The organism is Rhodococcus sp. NPDC078407, assembly GCF_044542515.1.
GTDB lineage: Bacteria > Actinomycetota > Actinomycetes > Mycobacteriales > Mycobacteriaceae > Rhodococcoides.
The window spans coordinates 274668-293567 of record NZ_JBITUQ010000003.1 but is presented as its reverse complement, the minus strand read 5'-3'; the positions used below and the strand labels follow the sequence as shown (position 1 = coordinate 293567).

The 18900-nt window shown below is 65.2% G+C and carries 17 protein-coding genes; 10 read left to right on the top strand and 7 right to left on the bottom strand.

The window, feature by feature from the left end; translation table 11 throughout:
• Positions 1-96 precede the first annotated feature (96 nt).
• The gene (locus ACIGGF_RS05515) at positions 97-1053 is read right to left on the bottom strand and encodes a M56 family metallopeptidase (protein ID WP_397520354.1); all 957 of its coding nucleotides are present in this window, start codon (positions 1051-1053) and stop codon (positions 97-99) included.
• 23 nt (positions 1054-1076) lie between these two features.
• Complete coding sequence (locus ACIGGF_RS05510; RefSeq protein ID WP_397520353.1) at positions 1077-1493, bottom strand: BlaI/MecI/CopY family transcriptional regulator; 417 nt, start codon at positions 1491-1493, stop codon at positions 1077-1079.
• 201 nt (positions 1494-1694) lie between these two features.
• Between ACIGGF_RS05510 and ACIGGF_RS05505 the strand changes: the two genes are divergently transcribed.
• Entirely contained in the window at positions 1695-2996 is a 1302-nt protein-coding gene (locus ACIGGF_RS05505; protein ID WP_397520462.1) for an alpha/beta hydrolase, read from the top strand.
• Positions 2997-3124: 128 nt separating this feature from the next.
• Positions 3125-5647 (top strand): bifunctional lysylphosphatidylglycerol flippase/synthetase MprF, encoded by a 2523-nt coding sequence (locus ACIGGF_RS05500; protein WP_397520461.1) that lies wholly within the window; start codon positions 3125-3127, stop codon positions 5645-5647.
• A gap of 6 nt (positions 5648-5653) precedes the next feature.
• Here ACIGGF_RS05500 and ACIGGF_RS05495 read toward each other — a convergent pair whose 3' ends face one another.
• From ACIGGF_RS05495 to ACIGGF_RS05485, 3 genes are all read right to left on the bottom strand, one after another.
• Positions 5654-6523, bottom strand: a complete 870-nt coding sequence (locus tag ACIGGF_RS05495) for an ABC transporter ATP-binding protein (protein WP_397520352.1) — start codon at positions 6521-6523, stop codon at positions 5654-5656.
• Positions 6520-7533: a FecCD family ABC transporter permease gene (locus ACIGGF_RS05490; RefSeq protein ID WP_397520460.1), complete on the bottom strand. Its 1014-nt coding sequence runs from the start codon at positions 7531-7533 to the stop codon at positions 6520-6522. Before ACIGGF_RS05490 ends, ACIGGF_RS05495 begins: the two co-directional genes overlap by 4 nt.
• A gap of 83 nt (positions 7534-7616) precedes the next feature.
• Complete coding sequence (locus ACIGGF_RS05485; protein WP_397520351.1) at positions 7617-9092, bottom strand: FecCD family ABC transporter permease; 1476 nt, start codon at positions 9090-9092, stop codon at positions 7617-7619.
• 179 nt (positions 9093-9271) lie between these two features.
• Here ACIGGF_RS05485 and ACIGGF_RS05480 point away from each other — a divergent pair, with 179 nt between their 5' ends.
• The 8 genes from ACIGGF_RS05480 to ACIGGF_RS05445 all read left to right on the top strand — a co-directional run bounded on the left by ACIGGF_RS05480 (position 9272) and on the right by ACIGGF_RS05445 (position 16498).
• Positions 9272-10033: a hypothetical protein gene (locus ACIGGF_RS05480; protein WP_397520350.1), complete on the top strand. Its 762-nt coding sequence runs from the start codon at positions 9272-9274 to the stop codon at positions 10031-10033.
• Positions 10034-10292: 259 nt separating this feature from the next.
• Positions 10293-10709, top strand: a complete 417-nt coding sequence (locus tag ACIGGF_RS05475; protein ID WP_397520459.1) for a PaaI family thioesterase — start codon at positions 10293-10295, stop codon at positions 10707-10709.
• A 5-nt stretch (positions 10710-10714) separates the two neighbouring features.
• On the top strand, positions 10715-11983 hold the full coding sequence (locus ACIGGF_RS05470; RefSeq protein ID WP_397520349.1) for a DUF6986 family protein: 1269 nt from the start codon (positions 10715-10717) through the stop codon (positions 11981-11983).
• 85 nt (positions 11984-12068) lie between these two features.
• Positions 12069-12701, top strand: a complete 633-nt coding sequence (locus ACIGGF_RS05465) for an urease subunit gamma (RefSeq protein ID WP_397520348.1) — start codon at positions 12069-12071, stop codon at positions 12699-12701.
• Positions 12701-14422 carry an urease subunit alpha gene (locus ACIGGF_RS05460; RefSeq protein WP_397520347.1) on the top strand — a complete coding sequence of 574 codons (1722 nt, stop codon included), beginning with the start codon at positions 12701-12703 and terminating at the stop codon, positions 14420-14422. Before ACIGGF_RS05465 ends, ACIGGF_RS05460 begins: the two co-directional genes overlap by 1 nt.
• Positions 14423-14436: 14 nt before the next feature.
• Positions 14437-15078: an urease accessory protein UreF gene (locus tag ACIGGF_RS05455; protein WP_397520458.1), complete on the top strand. Its 642-nt coding sequence runs from the start codon at positions 14437-14439 to the stop codon at positions 15076-15078.
• 52 nt (positions 15079-15130) lie between these two features.
• Complete coding sequence (ureG, locus tag ACIGGF_RS05450; RefSeq protein ID WP_397520346.1) at positions 15131-15835, top strand: urease accessory protein UreG; 705 nt, start codon at positions 15131-15133, stop codon at positions 15833-15835.
• Positions 15836-15841: 6 nt separating this feature from the next.
• Positions 15842-16498 carry an urease accessory protein UreD gene (locus ACIGGF_RS05445; RefSeq protein ID WP_397520345.1) on the top strand — a complete coding sequence of 219 codons (657 nt, stop codon included), beginning with the start codon at positions 15842-15844 and terminating at the stop codon, positions 16496-16498.
• Between the two features lie 86 nt (positions 16499-16584).
• On the opposite strand, the gene ACIGGF_RS05440 is transcribed toward ACIGGF_RS05445, so the two are convergent.
• Together ACIGGF_RS05440 and ACIGGF_RS05435 are read right to left on the bottom strand one after the other, a co-directional pair.
• Positions 16585-17988 carry an NAD(P)/FAD-dependent oxidoreductase gene (locus ACIGGF_RS05440; RefSeq protein WP_397520344.1) on the bottom strand — a complete coding sequence of 468 codons (1404 nt, stop codon included), beginning with the start codon at positions 17986-17988 and terminating at the stop codon, positions 16585-16587.
• A 108-nt stretch (positions 17989-18096) separates the two neighbouring features.
• Positions 18097-18897 carry a HugZ family protein gene (locus ACIGGF_RS05435; protein WP_397520343.1) on the bottom strand — a complete coding sequence of 267 codons (801 nt, stop codon included), beginning with the start codon at positions 18895-18897 and terminating at the stop codon, positions 18097-18099.
• Positions 18898-18900 lie beyond the last annotated feature (3 nt).

Below are 18900 nucleotides of genomic sequence, written 5' to 3'. Positions count from 1 at the left end.
AGGTCGCGATGGCGACCGGTCTCTACTGTACGGGACGCATCTCGATTTGTTCGAGTCGAGTCGATGTGACCTGTGCGACCCCGCTCGCGCGCGGACTCAACCGATCAGCTTGCTGAGCTCTTCGAGCCACGGCATGGCCACATAGATCGTCGGAAGAACGAGGATCACCACGGCCGCCGCGTAGGCGGCCGCGGCGATACGCACATCGCTGCCCGGGCCGCTCAAGCGTTGCACTCGGATCAGGGTGTGCGGCCCTCCGGCCGCCATCGCGCCACGGGGTGCGGTGGACCCAGCGCACGTGACCAGTGCCCTGGCCAACGGAGTGGGTCCGGTGACCTTGACCGCCGAGTCGTCTGCAAGTAACTCGACCAGCAGCTGCACGCTGCCGAGAGCCGACTTGCTACGAACGATCCGCGGGAACGCCTCGTTGACGGCAGTGAATGCTTCGAGCACCAGGTCGTGACGGGCGCGCAGGTGTGACCGCTCGTGACTGAGGATGGCGGTGACTTCCGCCTCGGACAGATTGGCCAACGTTCCCCGGCTGAGGACCACCCGCTGACGGAGACCGGGAAGGCAGTATGCGATCGGTTCGGCAGCGTCGAGCACGCGGATGTCTGCATCGCGAAGGCCCCGGAAAGGGTTGTCACCCACATTGTTTCGATCCAGAAGGTCGACGAGGACGCGATGCCTGGAACGTCGACGACGGGTTCTGACCGCTACCTGAACGACGGAGAACATGAGCTTGGCACCGATGCCCAGCGTGATGGCGAGGACGACGACGTACAGGATCCACAGGGGCAGGCCGAGCGCGTCGATCTCGTCGGTCGGTGCCGTCGTGGGACGACCGTCCGGACCGGGGACGAGCAACAGTCCGCCGATCGCGAGGCCGGAGCTGAACGCCGACAGCACAGCAGCCAGGGCGATTGCTTGCCACAGCACGAGAGCCGCGCGCGGTGACCGGTACGGCCAGCTCGCGCGGGCGAGCACTGCCGGAACCGGGCCGGCCAGGATCAGCGCGAGTACTGCGAATACCAGCGCAGTCGTCGAGTTCATGTCCTCACTTACTGCCGCGAGCGTCAGTCCGTCGGACGGCTTTCTCCAGCCGAAGGGGACTCTCTCGTCGATTGTGCCACTTCCAGAGCGGCAAGTGCTTCACGCAGTGCAGCGGCTTCGTCGGCACCGACCTGACCGACGAAGTGCACGAGCGCCGCAGCACGTCCTCCCGACGCGGGGGCCTGCGACAGAGCATCGACCATGAGGCTGGCAACCAGTTCGTCGCGGCCGTGCAGCGGCGCGTAGCGGTGCGCGCGATCGTCACGTTGCTGGACGACGAGTTTCTTCTTCGCCAGGCGCTGCAACACCGTCATCACCGTCGTGTACGCGAGCTCGCGATGTGTCGCAAGTGCCTCGTGGACCTGTCGGACGGTCTGGGGATCCGACGACTCCCACAGATGGTCCATCACTGCGCGCTCTAATTCACCAAGACCAGCCATTCTTCGCAGTCTACGGGTACTCCGACGCGGATGCGTACTACTCCTAGTAGTACCGTCCGTCGTTCCCCTGTGGGCTCGGTCATAGTTGTGTCACATCGAATATCCGGGTTGCGACCGAGTGGACTTCGGGGCGAATACGCTTCTCACGAGAACGTGCCGCCCCGCGGCCCGTTTCGTCGAGAAGTGAGCGGAGACGTAAGCGTGGAGTGGTTCGATTCTCTGTCGTTGATCGACGGCCCGATTCCGGTGATCGTGTCCGTTCTCGGCGCGCTGGGTGGCCTGTGGTTGCTCGTCTCGTCGTCGCGGACCTACTCGAGACGGTGGCTCCCGATCGCCGTGACGACGGCAATCGCCGCCACGGCGATCGGCTACGTGGTGGTCGAGAAGGTCTGGCGACCGTTTCCTGATCCGATCGCCACCGCGATCTACGTCTGGATCGGCGTGGGTCTGGCCGCTCTGTTCGCCGTTGTTTTCCGCCTGCTCGCATCCCATGGGGTGCTGGGCAAAATGACGACGGTGGGGGCGGCGGTTCTGGTGGTGGCAGCGGCTGCTCTACACGTCAACCTGGAATTCGATGCCTACCCCACCGTGGGCAATGCCCTCGGAGTCGAGTCCGCGGCCCGAATCCAGTTCTCGGATGTGCCGGCATCGGTGGCGCAGACCGTCAGCGGCACACCGTTGGATTCGGTGTGGACTGCGCCCGCCGATCTGGTAACCGCAGGACGCGTCACCTCGGCCACCGTTCCGGCCACCGCGTCCAACTTTTCCGCGCGAGACGCGCAGATCTATCTCCCGCCGGCCTATTTTGCCGATCCCCGTCCACTGCTACCGGTCCTGGTGTTGCTCGCCGGCCAACCCGGCGCGCCCGAAGACTGGCTCAACGGCGGCAAACTCGCCGAGACGATGGACAACTTCGCCCGCGACCATGCGGGTCTCGCGCCGGTCGTAGTCGTAGCGGACGGCACCGGCTCGTCGATCGCCAATCCGCTCTGTGTCGATTCACCGCTCGGGAACGTGGACACCTATCTGTCCCGGGACGTTCCCGACTGGATCGACAGTGCGCTGCAGGTGGACACCGATCGTGCGCACTGGGCAATCGGTGGACTGTCGTACGGCGGTACGTGCTCGATTCAGATGGCGACCAATCACCCCGATGTCTATCCCACGTTCCTCGACCTGTCCGGTCAGCGCGAACCCACTCTCGGCGATCGAGATCGAACGGTGCAGCAGGCCTTCGGAGGCAATGCTGCGGCGTTCACTGCAGTCAATCCGCTCGACCTGCTGAAATCACGTCGGTACCCCGACTCGGCCGGTATTTTCGTCGTGGGGTCGGACGACAAGGACTACAAGCCGGGTCAGCAGGAGATGTACGACGCGGCGAAGGCCGCCGGAATGGACGTGCAATACGTGGAGGTACCGGGCGGACACAGCTTTTCGGTGTGGTCGGAAGGCCTCCGACGTGAGCTGCCATGGTTGGCGACGAGAACAGGGTTGACTTCGTGAACATGACCGAGTCCGAGCCACCGGCAGCAGCCGACGCATCGCCGATAGCGTCCGGCTCGGGTGACCCCGCCGGACCGTCGTGGATATCGAGACGTACGAAGGAGGTGCGATCCGGCTCGTCCGCGGTGATGCGCCAGCTTCGGCGATTGTGGTCACTCGTCGTGTTCGGTGCGGTCGGAGCCCCCGTCAGCTTCGGGCTGCTCGCACTCGTGTGGGTGACCGGAATCGCTGCGGCCGTTGCCGACGACCGCGGCGAGGTGAACAAGTATTTCGCCGTGGGCATCATGCCGTTCGAGCACTGGCACCTGTGGACTCCATTGACCTCTGGACTGACGGCACCCGGCATCGCCGGTTGTGTGGTGGCGACGATCGGGGTTCTGCTCGCCGCCGCGCCCATCGAGCGCCGGATGGGATCCGGTCGGTTCGCTATCGCTGCCTCGGTCACACAGGTAGCCGGTTCGCTACTCGGTCTGGGTCTGGCCGCGCTGGCCAAGACCTTCGATGCCGATTGGGGTTTCCGATTGCACGTCGGGACCGCAGTAGGTCCGACAACCTGGATCGTCGGCGTGCTACTCGTTGCGACCTCGCAGATGGGTACGTTGTGGCGCAGGCGGATCCGCGTCGGTGTGCTCGCTTTGCTGTTGATTTCGGCGCTGTTCGGTGGGCACCTGCAGGACGTCATTCGACTCGCCGCCGCGGTGATCGGCCTCGTCGTGGGGCCGTGGATCGTCGGACGATCGGCTCGTGGTCCGCGACTCGCGGGTACGCAACGCGAAGGTCGTGTCCTGATTGCGCTGATCGTTGCTGCGAGCGCGTTGGGTCCGGTGCTGGCAGCCCTGAGCCCCAACGCGGTAGGCCCGTTCGCTGTCCTTCGTGACGTCGTTCGAGGAGTCCCCTACACGGCAGCCGAGGTGCGCGAGATCTGCGCCGATGCGACCACGGATCCGGTGGAGTGCCGCCGCGGCCTGCTCGATCTCAGGCTCGGCGGTGTCGGTCCGATCATTCTGAGCATCATGCCCTCCCTTTTCCTGCTCGTCATCAGCGATGGCCTACGGCGCGGTAGGCGTTCAGCCTGGGCGATGGCCATGGTCGCGCAGTTGATCCTGCTCGCGCTGTCCGTCGCCAACTTCGCCATCCGGTTCCTGGAGACAGGCGACGACCGATCACTGTTCTACGGACTCGAATCGCCGACCGCCTATCGCACCGTCGTGCCGTTCCTGTTGCCGCTGATCGTGCTGATCATTCTCCTGCTCACCCGCAGGTTCTTCGACGTGTCGGCGCCTGCGGGCACGTACCGGCGGTGGGCGGCGTCGGTGATCGGGGTGGGCGCCGGACTCGGCGCGTTCTACGCGTTGGGCGGCTACCTCGCGCGTGACGGCTTCGCCGACTCGCCATCGTTCGAAGATCTGGTAGCGGACTTCCCGCAGCGCCTGGTTCCTCCCGTCTACCTGCAGTGGCTCGAACCCGCGCTGCTGCCGCAGAGTGTGCCCACCACCTTGCTCTTCGAGTGGACCGGCGTGGTGTTCTGGGCTGCGGTCTGCGTGCTCGCCGCGAGCACCTTCCTGGCCCCGGTGTACGGCACCGAGACCGACGCGACCGAACGAGCGCGTGGATTGCTCATGTCGAGCAGTGGGTCGGCGCTGTCGTGGATGACGACCTGGCGCGGAAACAGGTATTGGTTCGGTTCCGACGGCCGCAGTTACGTCGCCTATCGCGTCATCTCGGGTGTGGCTCTGACGACGGGCGATCCAGTGGGTCCGCGAGAGTCGTTGCGCGACAACGTCGTCGATTTCGCCGAGTTCGCGTCGAAGAACGGCTGGATACCGTGCTTCTACTCCGTGACCCCCGATGTTCGCCGCATCACCGATTCCCTCGGCTGGGGAGGTATTCAGGTGGGGGAGGAGACGGTACTGGACCTGGACGGGATTGCGTTCACCGGCAAGCGTTTCCAGGACGTGCGGACGGCTCTCAATCGGGCGAAGAAGGCGGGTGTCGTAGCCGAATGGATTCGTTTCCCGTCGGCACCACTGGCCATCACCGATCAGATCACGGCCATTTCCGAGGAGTGGGTTGCGGACAAGGGCATGCCCGAGATGGGGTTCACCCTCGGCGGTCTCGAGGAGGTCGACGACGAGAACGTGCGTTGCCTGATCGCCGTCGACGAGCAGCGGACCGTACACGGTGTGACCTCGTGGATGCCGGTGTACGAGGACGGCGTCATCGTGGGCTGGACGCTCGACTTCATGCGTCGTCGGTCGGAGGGTTTTCGGCCGACGATGGAATTTCTCATTGCGTCGGCTGCCTTGTTGCTCGAGGAGGAAGGCGCCAGATTCCTCAGCTTGTCGGGCGCACCGCTGGCCAAGGTCGACGAGAAGCAACCAGAACATGTCTCCAGTGCCGAACAGTCGACGCTGGCAGGACTGCTCGAACGGTTGCTCGACGTACTCGGACGCACGCTCGAACCCGTCTACGGCTTTCGCTCTCTGCTGGCGTTCAAGTCCAAGTTCCAGCCTCGCTACGAACCCATGCACATGACGTTTGCCGATCCGGCCGCGCTACCCAGTATCGGCAACGCGATCGGTCGGGCCTACCTGCCCGACGTGTCTCTCGGTCAGGGATTCAAGTTGGTGCGCACCATGATTGAGCGGTGACTACTGCTAGACGGCTTTGGGAATGCCTGCAGCAGAACCTTTTCGGGATCTCACGGGGCCACCGACCGACCCGTAGACGTGCCGCGTCCCGATCGGGACGATGAGCGGACGGTCGGACATCGGGTCATCGATGACTGCGGCTTCGAGGCCGAACACGTCGAGCAACAGTTGCTCCGAGATGACGTCCTGAGGCCGGCCGGAGGTGACGATCTGTCCGTGCTTCATGACGATCAATCGGTCGCTGTAGCGAAGCGCCAGGTTCAGGTCGTGCAGCACCATGACTATCGTTCGGCCGAGTTCGTCGTGCAACCGATCGACGAGATCGAGCACCTCGATGGAGTGCGCCAGATCGAGGTAGGTGGTCGGCTCGTCCAGCAGCAAGATATCGGTGCCCTGAGCCAATGCCATGGAGATCCACGCCCTCTGACGTTGACCGCCCGACAACTCGTCGACGGGCCGGTCGGCGAGGTCGCCGACTCCGGTCAGCTCGAGGGCGTTGGCCACCTCGACCTCGTCGTCGGAGCTCCACTGTCTGATCCACGATTGGTGCGGGTGACGACCACGTGAGACGAGATCTGCGACGGTCAGTCCTTCGGGAGCGGTCGGAGCCTGCGGGAGCATGCCCAGGGTCCGGGCAACGTCCTTGGTCTTCATCGAGCCGATCGCCCGGCCGTCGAGCGTCACACTGCCGGCCTTGGGCTTGAGCAGTCGACCGAGCGAGCGCAGCAGCGTCGACTTTCCGCAGCCGTTGGGCCCGATGACCGTGGTGATGACTCCGGTGTGTATCTCGAGATCCAGATGTTCGACGATGGTGCGATCGCCGTAACCGAGGCTGAGATCTTCCGCGATCAGACGCGGGGGCTGGCTGATGGTCATACGGAAGCCTTTCGATTACTGCGGACGAGAAGGTAGAGAAGGAACGGTCCACCGAGAGCCGAGGTGACGATGCCGACCGGTAGCTCCACCGGCAGAATCGTTCGAGCGATCAGGTCGCTTGCCACGACCAGCAACCCGCCGAGGAGGGCCGACGCGATGATCGGCGGGCCTGGCGTTCGCAGCACTCGGAGGGCGATCTGTGGCGCTGCCAGCGCGACGAACCCGATGGGGCCCGCTGCGGCGGTGGCGATGGCGGCGAGAGCGACGGCGGCCAGCAGCATCATTGCTTGGCTGTGTTGCAGTCGCACTCCGAGCGATCGGGCGTTGTCGTCACCCAGCCGCAGAGCGCCCAGTGTGAACGTCGCGATGACGGTTCCACCGCCGACGAGAACGACCGCGGCAGCGACCGGCCAGACGGACGCCCAGTTGGCACCGTTGAGCGAGCCGTTCAGCCACACCTGCGCGCGGGTGACGTCGTTGATGTCCGCGCTGATGAGCAGCCATCCGATCACGGCGGTGAGCATGGCGTTCACGGCGATCCCCACCAGAATGAGACGGAAACCGTCGACGCCTTTTCGCCACGCGAGGGTGTAGATCGCGATCGCAGTGAGCACGCCGCCCACCAGTGCTGCGAGCGGCAGGCCCAGGGTGGCGAGCAGACCGCTGAAACTGCCACCGCCTCCCAATACGATCAGCGCGACGGCTGCGGCACTGGCCCCCGCGGTGATACCCAGGATGTCGGGGCTGGCGAGTGCGTTGCGGGAGATGGACTGGGTGATGGCTCCGGAGATGCCGAGTGCGGCTCCGACGAGCAGTCCGGTGAGCGATCGAGGCAACCGCAGATCCATGACGATGAAGCGCTCGATCCGCGATCCTCCGCCGAGCAGCACGTCGAGGACCTGCGCGATCGACAACGGAAAGTCGCCGCGTCCGATGTTGATGCACATGACCAACACCAGGGCCGCAGCCAGCAGGAGGGTGACGATCGCCATCAACGGTCGTCGGACCATGGAGACCGGGCCGAGACGAAACGCCGGTCGAGCGCGAACGACGCCCTTGTCCGAGGACGGCGGTGTGGACTGCACATCGGTGGTCACAGGCCGACCAACTTCCGGCGGCGGACCAGTGCGATGAAGAACGGCGCGCCGATCAGCGCCAGAACGATGCCCACCTGGAGCTCGCCCGGGCGTACGACGACCCGTCCGACGACATCGGCGATCATGAGCATCACACCGCCCATGAGTCCTGCGTAGGGGACGAGCCACCGGTAGTCGGGTCCGGTGACCGCGCGGGCGATGTGCGGGACAACGAGGCCCACGAAGGCAATCGGTCCGCATGCTGCGGTCGCTGCGCCGGTCAGCAACGTGATCGCGAGGATGCCGACGGTGCGGGTGACCGCAATGTTGGTCCCCAGCGAGCGCGCGACGTCCTCACCGAGGCTCATCACGTTGAGTCCTGGGGTGCTGGCGACCGCGATCAGCACACCGATCACCAGGAACGGCAACACCTGCCACAACACGTCCAGGCCGCGTCCCGCCACCGATCCGACCACCCAGAAGCGGTAGCCGTCCAGGCTGGTCTGGTCGAGCAGTACGACGGCGTTGGTCATCGCCGAGAGGAAGAAGGCGACGCCGGCCCCGGCCAATGCGAGATTGACCGGACTCGATCTCCCCGACCCGATCGACGACAGTCCGAACACGACGACGCTCGCCGCAGCCGACCCGGCGAACGCGAACCACAGGTACTGACTGGGCGAGGTGTACCCGAACAGGTAGATGGCCATCACGACGAAGAACGCTGCTCCCGAATTCAGGCCGAGCAGGCTGGCGTCGGCCAGCGGGTTGCGGGTGTGCCCTTGGATGAGAGCGCCTGCGATGCCGAGCGCTATACCCACGACCAGTGCCAGCAAGGTACGGGGAACCCGCAGCGTGCGCACGATGATGTCCGTGTCGGTGCCTGTCGAGTTCAGCAGAGCGTGCGCTATTTCGGCGAAGGTCAGCGGCCGCGCACCGATGGCGATGCTGGCGAGGATTCCGGCCACGAGAGCGAGGACAAGTACGGCCAAGCCCAGCAATCGTCGACGCCGAATCGCCGCGACCGAACCGTCTTTGGGAATCGGCTCGAATCCCTGTGCTGCCGCGACCTTTTCGCGCACCACCTCGGACGACCCGGCGCTGAGCCAGAATTGACGACGCAGTGCTCGACGGGCACCGATGGGGCCGTGTTCGACGGTATCGCGCAGGGTCAGCCCGAGCCATCGCTTGCCGGTGCTCTGACCGTCGTTGCCGTCGCGGTACCCGCGGTTCCAGACGAACAGAGCCAGTGCGACGCACACCGCGATCGCACCGAACACGAAGCGGTCCGCTTGTCCGCCACCGTTGTCGTCCCGCAAGGCATCGACGATCGACCATCCGACGAAGAGTGGGACCAGAACGATCAGGGCATCGATCGCTGCCGCAGCGATGCGGGAACTCCGGGGCGGCGGGCCGTCGGGCGCGGTGTCGGTCCCGTACTGCTCGTCGGGAGACCGGCGAGCGCCGTGTGGGCCGAGTAGCGGAGCTGTGGTCACAGGGTCGCGACTCCTCGCTGTTTCGAAGGGACTCGTTTAGGTTACGGAACCCTTGCCTTCGGTGTGAGGTGAGGTAAGGGTAGCGGTACCTGATTCACGATGTAATCTGGTTAGGCTAACCTACATACGAGGCTGGGGTGCGACGCAATCACCCGCCACGAACATCAAGGAGCGATCAGGTGTCAGTTGCAACGGTGGCATTCTCGGACTGGGCCGATGTTCGGAGATTCTCGAGCCGATCCGACGGGACGGCTCCCTTGGCCGATTCCTGTGCGACCCTGCGGGCGCTCAATCCCGATTACCCGCGCATGTACGCGGTTGCAGCCATGGCGAACGAAGGCAAGCGTCGGTGGTGGCAACTGGCCGTCGGCCTGACCGACGGGCGCGTCGAGCGGATGTACAACCGGTCATTCGAGGATCTGGAAGTGCCGGAGGCGGCTGCGGTTCAAGTCGCCACGGCGTTGATCCACGCTGTGGTCGGCCGAGTCTCCGCCCTTCTGGTCCTGGAAGCACGCGCCTGGGATCCGGGTATCGACAATGTGTGGATCCACATGGACAGCGACGGCGGAATCGACTGGGCGGGTGTCGCGTCGCCGATACTGCGGGTGCTGCCGGAGGACTCTCGTGCGGGTGAACCCGGCACGGTGACCTTTCCGTGTGAGCAGGCCCTGCTGGTGTGGACGGCGCATCGATGCATCACGTCGCTCGATGCGGTGTTTCGCGCGATCTCGGAGCGCGCTCCGCTCGATGCCCGAGTCTTCTGGGCTCTGGTGGGCGACGCGATCCTCGGCGCGTCGACGTACGTGCCGATTCTGGCGGGAACGAGTGCCTCGGACGGAGCTCGCCGGGGCCAGATGTTGCTCGACGCCATGGTCGATGCCGGTGCGCCTGTCCGCTCACGCGTCGGGGTTCCTGGTCGCGCGAGGCTGCGGGCCTCGTGAAGTCCTTGCATCTCAACTAAGGTTTGCCTATGCTGACTTCGTACCAACGGACCGCGCCGGAGTCCTGAGGGCTGCAGTGACTCCCGGTCCTTGCCGCGGTGGGCCTCTCGTTCTTCACGAACGAGAGGCCCACAGATTTTCGTGGGTCGACCATCGTGTATCTCTGGTCGAGGGCAGTCGGCCCGCATGATTCGACGCAACCGGAGGCAATGCAATGACGGACTCGAACGGCACCACCGAGCAGACGCCCTTCGAGGCCATGACGCCGGAACAGCTGACGGAGCTGTGTCATCGAGGATTCGACGGAGTCGTCGGTCTGAAGTATCTCGAGGTGTCCGGTGATGACGTGCGTGCCGAGTGGACCGTCACCCCGCAACTCCATCAACCAGCCGGAATCATGCATGGAGGCGTGCTGTGCGCGGTGGTCGAATCGGTGGCCAGCATCGCCGGCTCGGCCTGGTTCGGGTCACGTGGACACGTGGTCGGCGTCAACAACAACACCGACTTCCTCCGCGCCACCCGGTCGGGCACTCTGACCGCACACGGACACCCGATCCATCGCGGACGTACCCAGCAGCTGTGGCAGGTCGACATCGCCGACGAGACCGGGCGTCCGGTCGCACAAGGCAAGGTCCGGCTGGCAAATATCGAAAACACCGCACGTCTGGGACAGTGATGCCCATGACAGGCCACAACCAGCAATCGAATTCCCCGGTCACCGCCTTGACCCCCGACGCTCTCGATCGCATCGAGTCGTTGTTCGGTCCTATCGACGACGACCTGGCGCGGCACTATCCGGGCGATCGAATAGGCGGGCAGCCCTCCCACACCGTGTACGTCTCGGCATCCGACGCCTCGGCGGAGGTGCCTGCCGAGTGGGGTGCCGCAGGCTCGGCAATTCTCGATGCCCACCCCGGCGCCTTCGCCGAGCTGGACACCGCGGATGCACTGCCTCTCGTACGTGATCGGTTGAACCGTGCCCCCATCCAGGATCTGAGGTTCGACTTCGAGGACGGTTACGGCTGGCGGTCGGATGCCGTCGAAGACCGGCACGCAACGGCAGTGGGCACAGCACTGTCGGCGTTGGCGAGGGACCCCGCAGGCCCGAGCTGGCTCGGCATTCGCTCCAAAGGTCTTGCAGCGCACGAGCGTCGACGCGGAATTCGCACCCTCGAGCTCGTTCTGGACGGGGCCGGGGGAGTACCCGACGGTTTCGTGTTCACCGTGCCCAAACTGCGTGCCGTCGCGCAGGTGGCCGCGGTGGTCGCATTGTGCGAGGAGATCGAGCGCGCGCACGGTCTGCCCGATCGCGCACTGCGTTTCGAGTTGCAGATCGAGAGCCCTCAGGCGGTAGTGGGAGCCGACGGCACGACGACTCTCGCGAGGGCCATCACCCGCGCAGACGGTCGCTGCACGTCCCTGCACTACGGGACCTACGACTACAGCGCGGCATGTGGAATCACCTCCGCGCAGCAGTCGTTGGCGCATCCGGTGGCGGACCACGCGAAGAACGTCATGTTGGTGGCAGCTGCCCAAACCGGCGTGTGGGTCTGCGACGGCTCGACCCAGGTAGTTCCCACCGGTAGCCCGGAGCAGATTTCGGTGTCGGCGCGTCGACACTTCGAGCTGGTGACCAGGTCCCTTGAGCGCGGTTTCTACCAGGGTTGGGACATGCATCCCGGGCATCTGGTGACGCGGTGGCTGGCCACCTTCGGCTTCTTCCGCCACGCCATGCCGGTCGCGGCCGCTCGACTCGGAAATTACCTGGACCGTCAGGGCGGTGAGGTGATGGACGAGCCCGCCACCGCGCAGGCGCTGGCCGGGGTGCTGGTGCGAGGCCTCGATGCAGGCGCGTTCGGCCTTGCCGAGCTGCAGAATGTTGCATCGGGAATCGATCGCGACGTTCTACGAGGGCTGCTCGATCGGTCGGTGACCGTGCCCCTCGGATGAATCGCAGCGGCGCGCTCCGCTGCCGGGTCGCCTCGAGCGTGTCAGAATTGCCGAGCACCATCACCGATCGGGACGGAGAACTCCAATGCGGTTGTCTCCGCACGAGCAGGATCGACTGCTCGTCAGTTACGCGGCCGAACTCGCACGGCGTCGTCGGGCTCGCGGACTGAAACTCAATCACCCCGAGGCCATTGCGATCATCACCGATCACCTTCTCGAAGGTGCCCGGGACGGACGATCCGTTGCAGACCTGATGTCCTCGGGGCGAGAGATACTGAGCGCCGACGATGTCCTCGGTGGTGTTCCCGAGTTACTGCCCGAGGTGATGGTCGAAGCCACCTTTCCCGACGGCACGAAACTGATCACCGTGCACGAGCCGATCTCACCGAAGCGAGGTGACGGTCACCTGGTTCCGGGCGAGATCATCACCGTTGCAGGGGATATCGAGATCAACGAGGGTGCCGAAGTGATCACGATGGTCGTCGTGAACGCCGGCGATCGCCCGGTCCAGGTGGGCTCACACGTGCACTTTCCGCAATCCAACGACGCCCTGCAGTTCGACCGCGAACGCGCACACGGCCACCGCCTCGACATTCCGGCGGGCACAGCGGTTCGTTTCGAGCCCGGCATCGAGCAGGAGATTCGGCTCGTGCCCCTCGGTGGGACGCGCGAGGTCCACGGTCTGAGCATGACACCTCCCGGAAAGTTGGACAGCTGATGGCGCGTCTGAGTCGGAGCCGATACGCACAGTTGTTCGGCCCCACCACGGGTGATCGAATTCGTTTGGCAGACACCGATCTTCTGATCGAGGTCACCGAGGACCGCAGCGGCGGGCCGGGCAACGCGGGTGAGGAAGCCGTCTTCGGCGGGGGCAAGGTGATCCGCGAATCGATGGGTCAATCGCGGGCCACCCGCGCAGACGGCGCTCCCGACACGGTGATCACCGGGGTGGTTGTCGTCGACTATTGGGGAATCATCAAGGCGGACCTCGGTATTCGCGACGGACGCATCGTGGCGGTGGGCAAGGCGGGTAATCCCGACACCATGACCGGGGTTCATCCCGATCTCGTGATCGGACCGTCGACCGAGATCATCGCGGGCAACGGCAAGATCGTCACGGCCGGCGGAATCGACTGCCACGTTCACCTGATCTGCCCGCAGATCAAGGAGGAAGCTCTCGGCGGCGGCATCACCACCGTGATCGCCGGCGGTACCGGACCGGCCGAGGGAAGCAAGGCGACCACGGTCACCCCGGGTGCATGGCACCTGTCCCGGATGCTCGAAGCGCTCGACGACTGGCCGATGAACATCGTGCTCCTCGGCAAAGGCAACACGGTCAACCCCGACTCCATGTGGGAGCAATTGCGCGCAGGCGCATCGGGATTCAAATTGCACGAGGACTGGGGATCCACTCCCGCCGCTATCGACGCGTGCCTGAGAGTGTGCGAGGACGCCGGTGTGCAAGCCGCGTTGCACTCGGACACCCTCAACGAAGCGGGGTTCGTCGAGACAACCCTCGCCGCGATCGCCGGACGCGGCATTCACGCCTATCACACAGAGGGTGCGGGCGGCGGGCACGCACCCGACATCATCACCGTGGCTGCGCAGGGCCACGTGTTGCCCAGCTCGACCAACCCGACGCGTCCGCACACCGTGAACACCCTCGACGAACATCTCGACATGCTGATGGTGTGCCATCACCTGAGTCCGTCGATCCCGGAGGATCTGGCGTTCGCCGAGAGCCGGATTCGGCCGTCGACCATTGCCGCGGAAGATCTGCTGCACGACATGGGTGCGATCTCGATGATTGGCAGCGATGCGCAGGCGATGGGGCGTATCGGCGAAGTGGTTCTACGCACCTGGCAGACCGCGCACGTGATGAAGTCTCGTCGCGGCTTCCTGAGCGGCGACAACGGTGCCGACAACAACCGTGTCATGCGGTACGTCGCCAAATACACCATCTGCCCAGCCGTCGCCCATGGGTTGGACGACGAGATCGGTTCCATCGAGCCGGGAAAACTGGCTGATCTGGTGCTGTGGGATCCGGCATTCTTCGGCGTCCGCCCGCACATGGTCATCAAAGGCGGCATGATCGCCTGGGCGGCTATGGGCGATGCCAACGCGTCGATTCCGACTCCGCAACCCGAGCTTCCGCGTCCGATGTTCGGAGCCGCGCCCAAAGCGGCAGCAGCCACATCACTGCACTTCGTCGCCCCCCAGGCAATCGAAGACGGACTTGCCGGACGCCTGAACTGCGATCGCCGGCTCGTTCCGGTCAAGAACGTCCGCAGTATCAGGAAAGCCGACATGGCACTCAACGACGCCATGCCCGACATCGAGGTGGATCCGGACACCTTCACGGTGCGCATCGACGGCGACGTCTGGAAAGAACAGCCGGCAACCGAACTGCCGATGGCGCAGCGATACTTCCTCTTCTGATGACGGCTGCGCGGTTGCAGGTGACAACGCTTCTCACGCTTGCCGATTCGCGACTACCTACCGGTGGACACGTGCATTCCGGTGGAGTGGAGGAGGCGATCGCTTCGGGTTCGGTCCGGGACATCGCGACACTCGACGCGTTCTTGCGGCGTCGTATCAGGACCTCCGGTGCCACCACGGCGTCGGTGGCCGCCGCGATCGTCCACGGCTCACTCGGCACGGACGACGCAGACGCCGAATGTGACGCTCGAACGCCGTCGCCGGCAGCCAGGTCGGCGTCTCGCGCTCAGGGGCGAGGCCTGCTTCGGTTGGCGAAATCGGCCTGGCCTCTGCATGATTGGCTGTCCATCGGCCGCAGGCCCCACCTCGGCGTCGCCGCGGGGCACGTGTGCCTCGCGTCCGGTCTGTCGGTTGCCGACGCGGCGGCTGTGCAGGTGTACACCACCATGACCGGTTCGGCGATCGCGGCGCAGCGTCTGCTGGCGCTCGATCCGGCGGAAGTTGCTGCCTGCACCATCCGCTTGGGCGACTTCTGCGACGACGTGGCTGCCGCAGTGTGCGAATGCCTACCCGACCTGATGGAGTTGTCGGATCCGTTGCTGGACATGTTTGCCGAAGCCCACGCCGTCCGCGATCGTCCGCTGTTCGTATCCTGAAAATCCCCATCCACAGTTTCGATCGATAGTTCTCGACGACCAAGGAGATGTCATGCCCCCGCACCTGATCGACGGTGAGCCCCACGACCACGGCCTGGATCGCCCCAAACGCGCACGGACCAAGGGCGAGGCACTGCGAGTGGGAATTGGTGGTCCGGTCGGTTCCGGAAAGACCGCGTTGGTGGCGGCCTTGTGCCGCCAGTTGCGCGACGAGCTGTCGCTGGCTGTCCTGACCAACGACATCTACACCACCGAGGACGCAGACTTCCTTCGTCGGCACGCGGTGCTGCCGGACGAGCGGATCACCGCCGTACAGACAGGTGGCTGCCCGCACACCGCAATTCGCGACGACATCACCGCCAACCTCGATGCCATCGACGACCTGATCGAGAACAATCCGCCGCTGGACCTGATACTGGTCGAGTCGGGTGGAGACAACCTGACGGCGACGTTCTCGTCCGGCCTGATCGACGTGCAGATCTTCGTCGTCGATGTCGCAGGCGGCGACAAGGTGCCGCGCAAGGGCGGTCCCGGTGTCACGTTCTCCGATCTGCTGGTCGTCAACAAGACTGATCTCGCTCCCTACGTCGGAGCCGATCTGGGTGTCATGGAGCGTGATGCGGCTCAGGTGCGCGAGGGCCGGCCGACGGCGCTGATCTCGCTCACCGACGATCCGGCCGCGACCACGGTGCTCGCGTGGATTCGAGAGCAGCTGAAGATCGTGGCCGACGCCGACGCGCATGCCCACGCACACTGAGCGTCGATGCACACCGAGCTCTCCATCGATGCGAGCCTGCATCGCAGCCCTCGCATCACCTCGGTGGGGGGACTTGCCGGTCGGCAGACGGGCCGAGATACCGTCCACCTGATCGGAACGGCGGCAACGCCACTCGGTGGTGACACCATCAGCGTCAGAATCTCGGTGGCGGCAGGCGCGCACCTGGAGGTTCGCAGCGTCGCGGCGTCGTTGGCGATGCCCGGTATGCAACAGCGTCACTCGTCGGCGCAGTGGCATTTCGAGATCGGTGCGGGGGCGTCTTTGATCTTCGACCCCGAGCCTATGGTCGTCGTGTCCGACGCCTCGCATTCGGTGGTCAACACCGTTGAGCTGCAGCAGGATTCGACGCTGTGGCTGCGTGAGCGGACGCAGATCGGGCGTGTCGAGGAAGCGTCGGGGCGGTGGAGCAGTGCGATGCGGTGCGACGTCGGAGGTAAGCCGTTGTTACGGCACCGCGTGGAGCTGGGCGAGGGTTCGATCGCGCACGACGTGTTGTCGGCTCCGCTGTCGATGTCCAGTACGTTGCAATACCCGGATGCTCGGGCGTCCGCGGTCGATCTCGGCGGCGGAACCGTCCGGCTGGCGCTAGCAGGTGGCGGGTCGCTGAGTACCTCGGTGGGGCGACGCCTGCAGCCCGCGTAATCGGGGGCGTGAGACCGGCAATCGCATCGCTTGGTCGTGCGCGTTTTGCGTACCTGTGGGGGCGCAAAACGCGCACGACGAAGTAATCAGCCGGCTGCCTCTTCTCGTTGCTCTTCCACCACTGCGGTGCGCTTGTTCACGTCGCCGGCGCGTTCGATGGAGTTGAGTTGCTCGATGGCCAATCGCGCGAACACCTGCTGTTCCGTCGAGGCCATCTGGGCGCGACCGCGGCCCAGGAACGTCACGAACCACGAGATGACGGTCGTGATGCGGCTGCGGTAGCCCACCAGGTAGTACAGGTGCAGCGCCAGCCACATCAGCCATGCGATGAAGCCGCCGAATTCGAGCTTGCCGACCTTGGCCACGGCGTTGAATCGCGACACCGTTGCCATCGAGCCCTTGTCGAAGTACTTGAACGGCGAGCGCTGGGTGGGATCGTCCTCGCCCTTCACCGACGCCTTGATCAGCTTGGCGGCGTACGTCGCTCCCTGAATGGCGCCCTGCGCCATGCCGGGCACATCCTTGACCGACATGAGGTCGCCGATGACGAATACGTGGGGGTGGCCCTTGACGGTCAGGTCGGGCTCGACGAGCACACGACCGGCGCGGTCGGTCTCCGAACCGGACTGATCCGCCAGCTGCTTGCCGAGGGGACTGCCCTGGACGCCTGCCGACCAGACCTTGCACTGCGCCTCGATACGACGAGTACTGCCGTCCTTCTCCTTGACCGTCAGTCCGTCGTTGTCGACATCGGTGACCATCGCGTTGAGCTGAATCTCGACGCCGAGCTTCTCCAGGCGTTCGGCGGCCTTGCGACCGAGTTTCTCGCCCATCGGCGGAAGAACGGCGGGGGCCGCGTCGAGGAGAATGACGCGAGCGTCCCGAGGATCGATGTTGCGGAAGGCTCCATCGAGCGTCCGGTCCGCCAGCTCGGCGATCTGCCCGGCGAGTTCGACGCCCGTGGGGCCGGCCCCGACGACGACGAACGTCATCAGACGGTCCTTCTCCTCCTGATCGTCGGAGAGCTCCGCCTGCTCGAAGGCACCGAGGATACGTCCGCGCAATTCGAGAGCGTCGTCGATCGTCTTCATGCCGGGTGCGAATTCGGCAAAGTGATCGTTGCCGAAGTAGGACTGTTGCGCTCCGGCCGCAACGATCAAGCTGTCGAACGGGGTGACAGTCACGCGCTCGAGCAGCTTGGACGTCACCGTCTTGGCCTCGAGGTCGATGTTCAGCACGTCGCCCAGCAACACTTCGGCGTTCTTCTGCTTGCGCAGAATGACGCGGGTCGTCGGAGCGATCTCGCCGACGGACAGGATGCCCGTCGCAACCTGATACAGCAGCGGCTGGAAGAGGTGGTGCGTCGTCTTGGCGACGAGGGTGATGTCGACGTCGGCCTTTTTCAGCGCCTTTACGCCGAACAGTCCTCCGAACCCGGAACCGATGACGACGACACGATGACGCTTCGATTCGACCGGTTGGATGCTCATTACCTTTGCTCCCTAGACGTTGAGATGTACGCACAACGGTAGTCGCCAACGTCTGTGGCGTCTCGGCGAGGTGGCTGTACCGGTACAGAGTGGGCGGTGCAGCTGAAACTAGCCCCGGCCTCCCGCTCGTTTCGCCAGTTCGACGGTTGCGGCTCGCAGTTCGGCAGCCGAGTCGATCGGCGTCGCATAACCAACCCTGGTGTAGGCGACTCCGCGCGGCGTGAGCACCTTCAGGTCCAGTCCGTAGCGGTCCGCTGCAGTGCATTCGGCCGAGGTGGCATCGGGAAAGCCGCCCAGTCGACGAGCCATCGCCACCAGAGACGTCGAATGGTCGGCGTTGAGGTGCTCGATCGCGTATGCCGAGGTGGGCGAGACCGGATCGGGTGCCGCCTCGGCGTAGTCCGCGGCGGTTGCCGAATCCATCCGCCCGTACCCGCCGACCCATCGGACCCGCTGTACGCGCATGATCCAGAGCGCGAAGTCGCTGTAGTCGAGGTAGTACTTCGCCGCGGGCACTGCTGCGAGATGCGCTTCGCGGGCCGCCGCGAGCTCGTCACCCTCGGGCCTTTCGACCACGCCGGCGAGGGTGATTCGGCCCGATGCCAGCGGATCGGTCTGTGATTGCGGTGCCACGATCGACAGGCTCATCCGTTGATCGCCGGCGAGGTTGCGTCCGTGCTCCGCCATCTGCGAGACGCACAGAACCGGAGCGCCATCGTGCAATCCGTAGGTGACGAAGGATGCCCAGGGGTCGCCGTCGGCGGTCAGACTCGCGAGGGTCGCGATGTTGGTGGACGCGGCGATCGTGCGCGCTTCCTCGGCGGCGGAGGGCCGTCGGTCGTCGACGACCGGAGCCAGGGGAGGGGGAACGGACGGGGCGTCACCGGGGTCGCCGTGATCGAGTGCCATGCG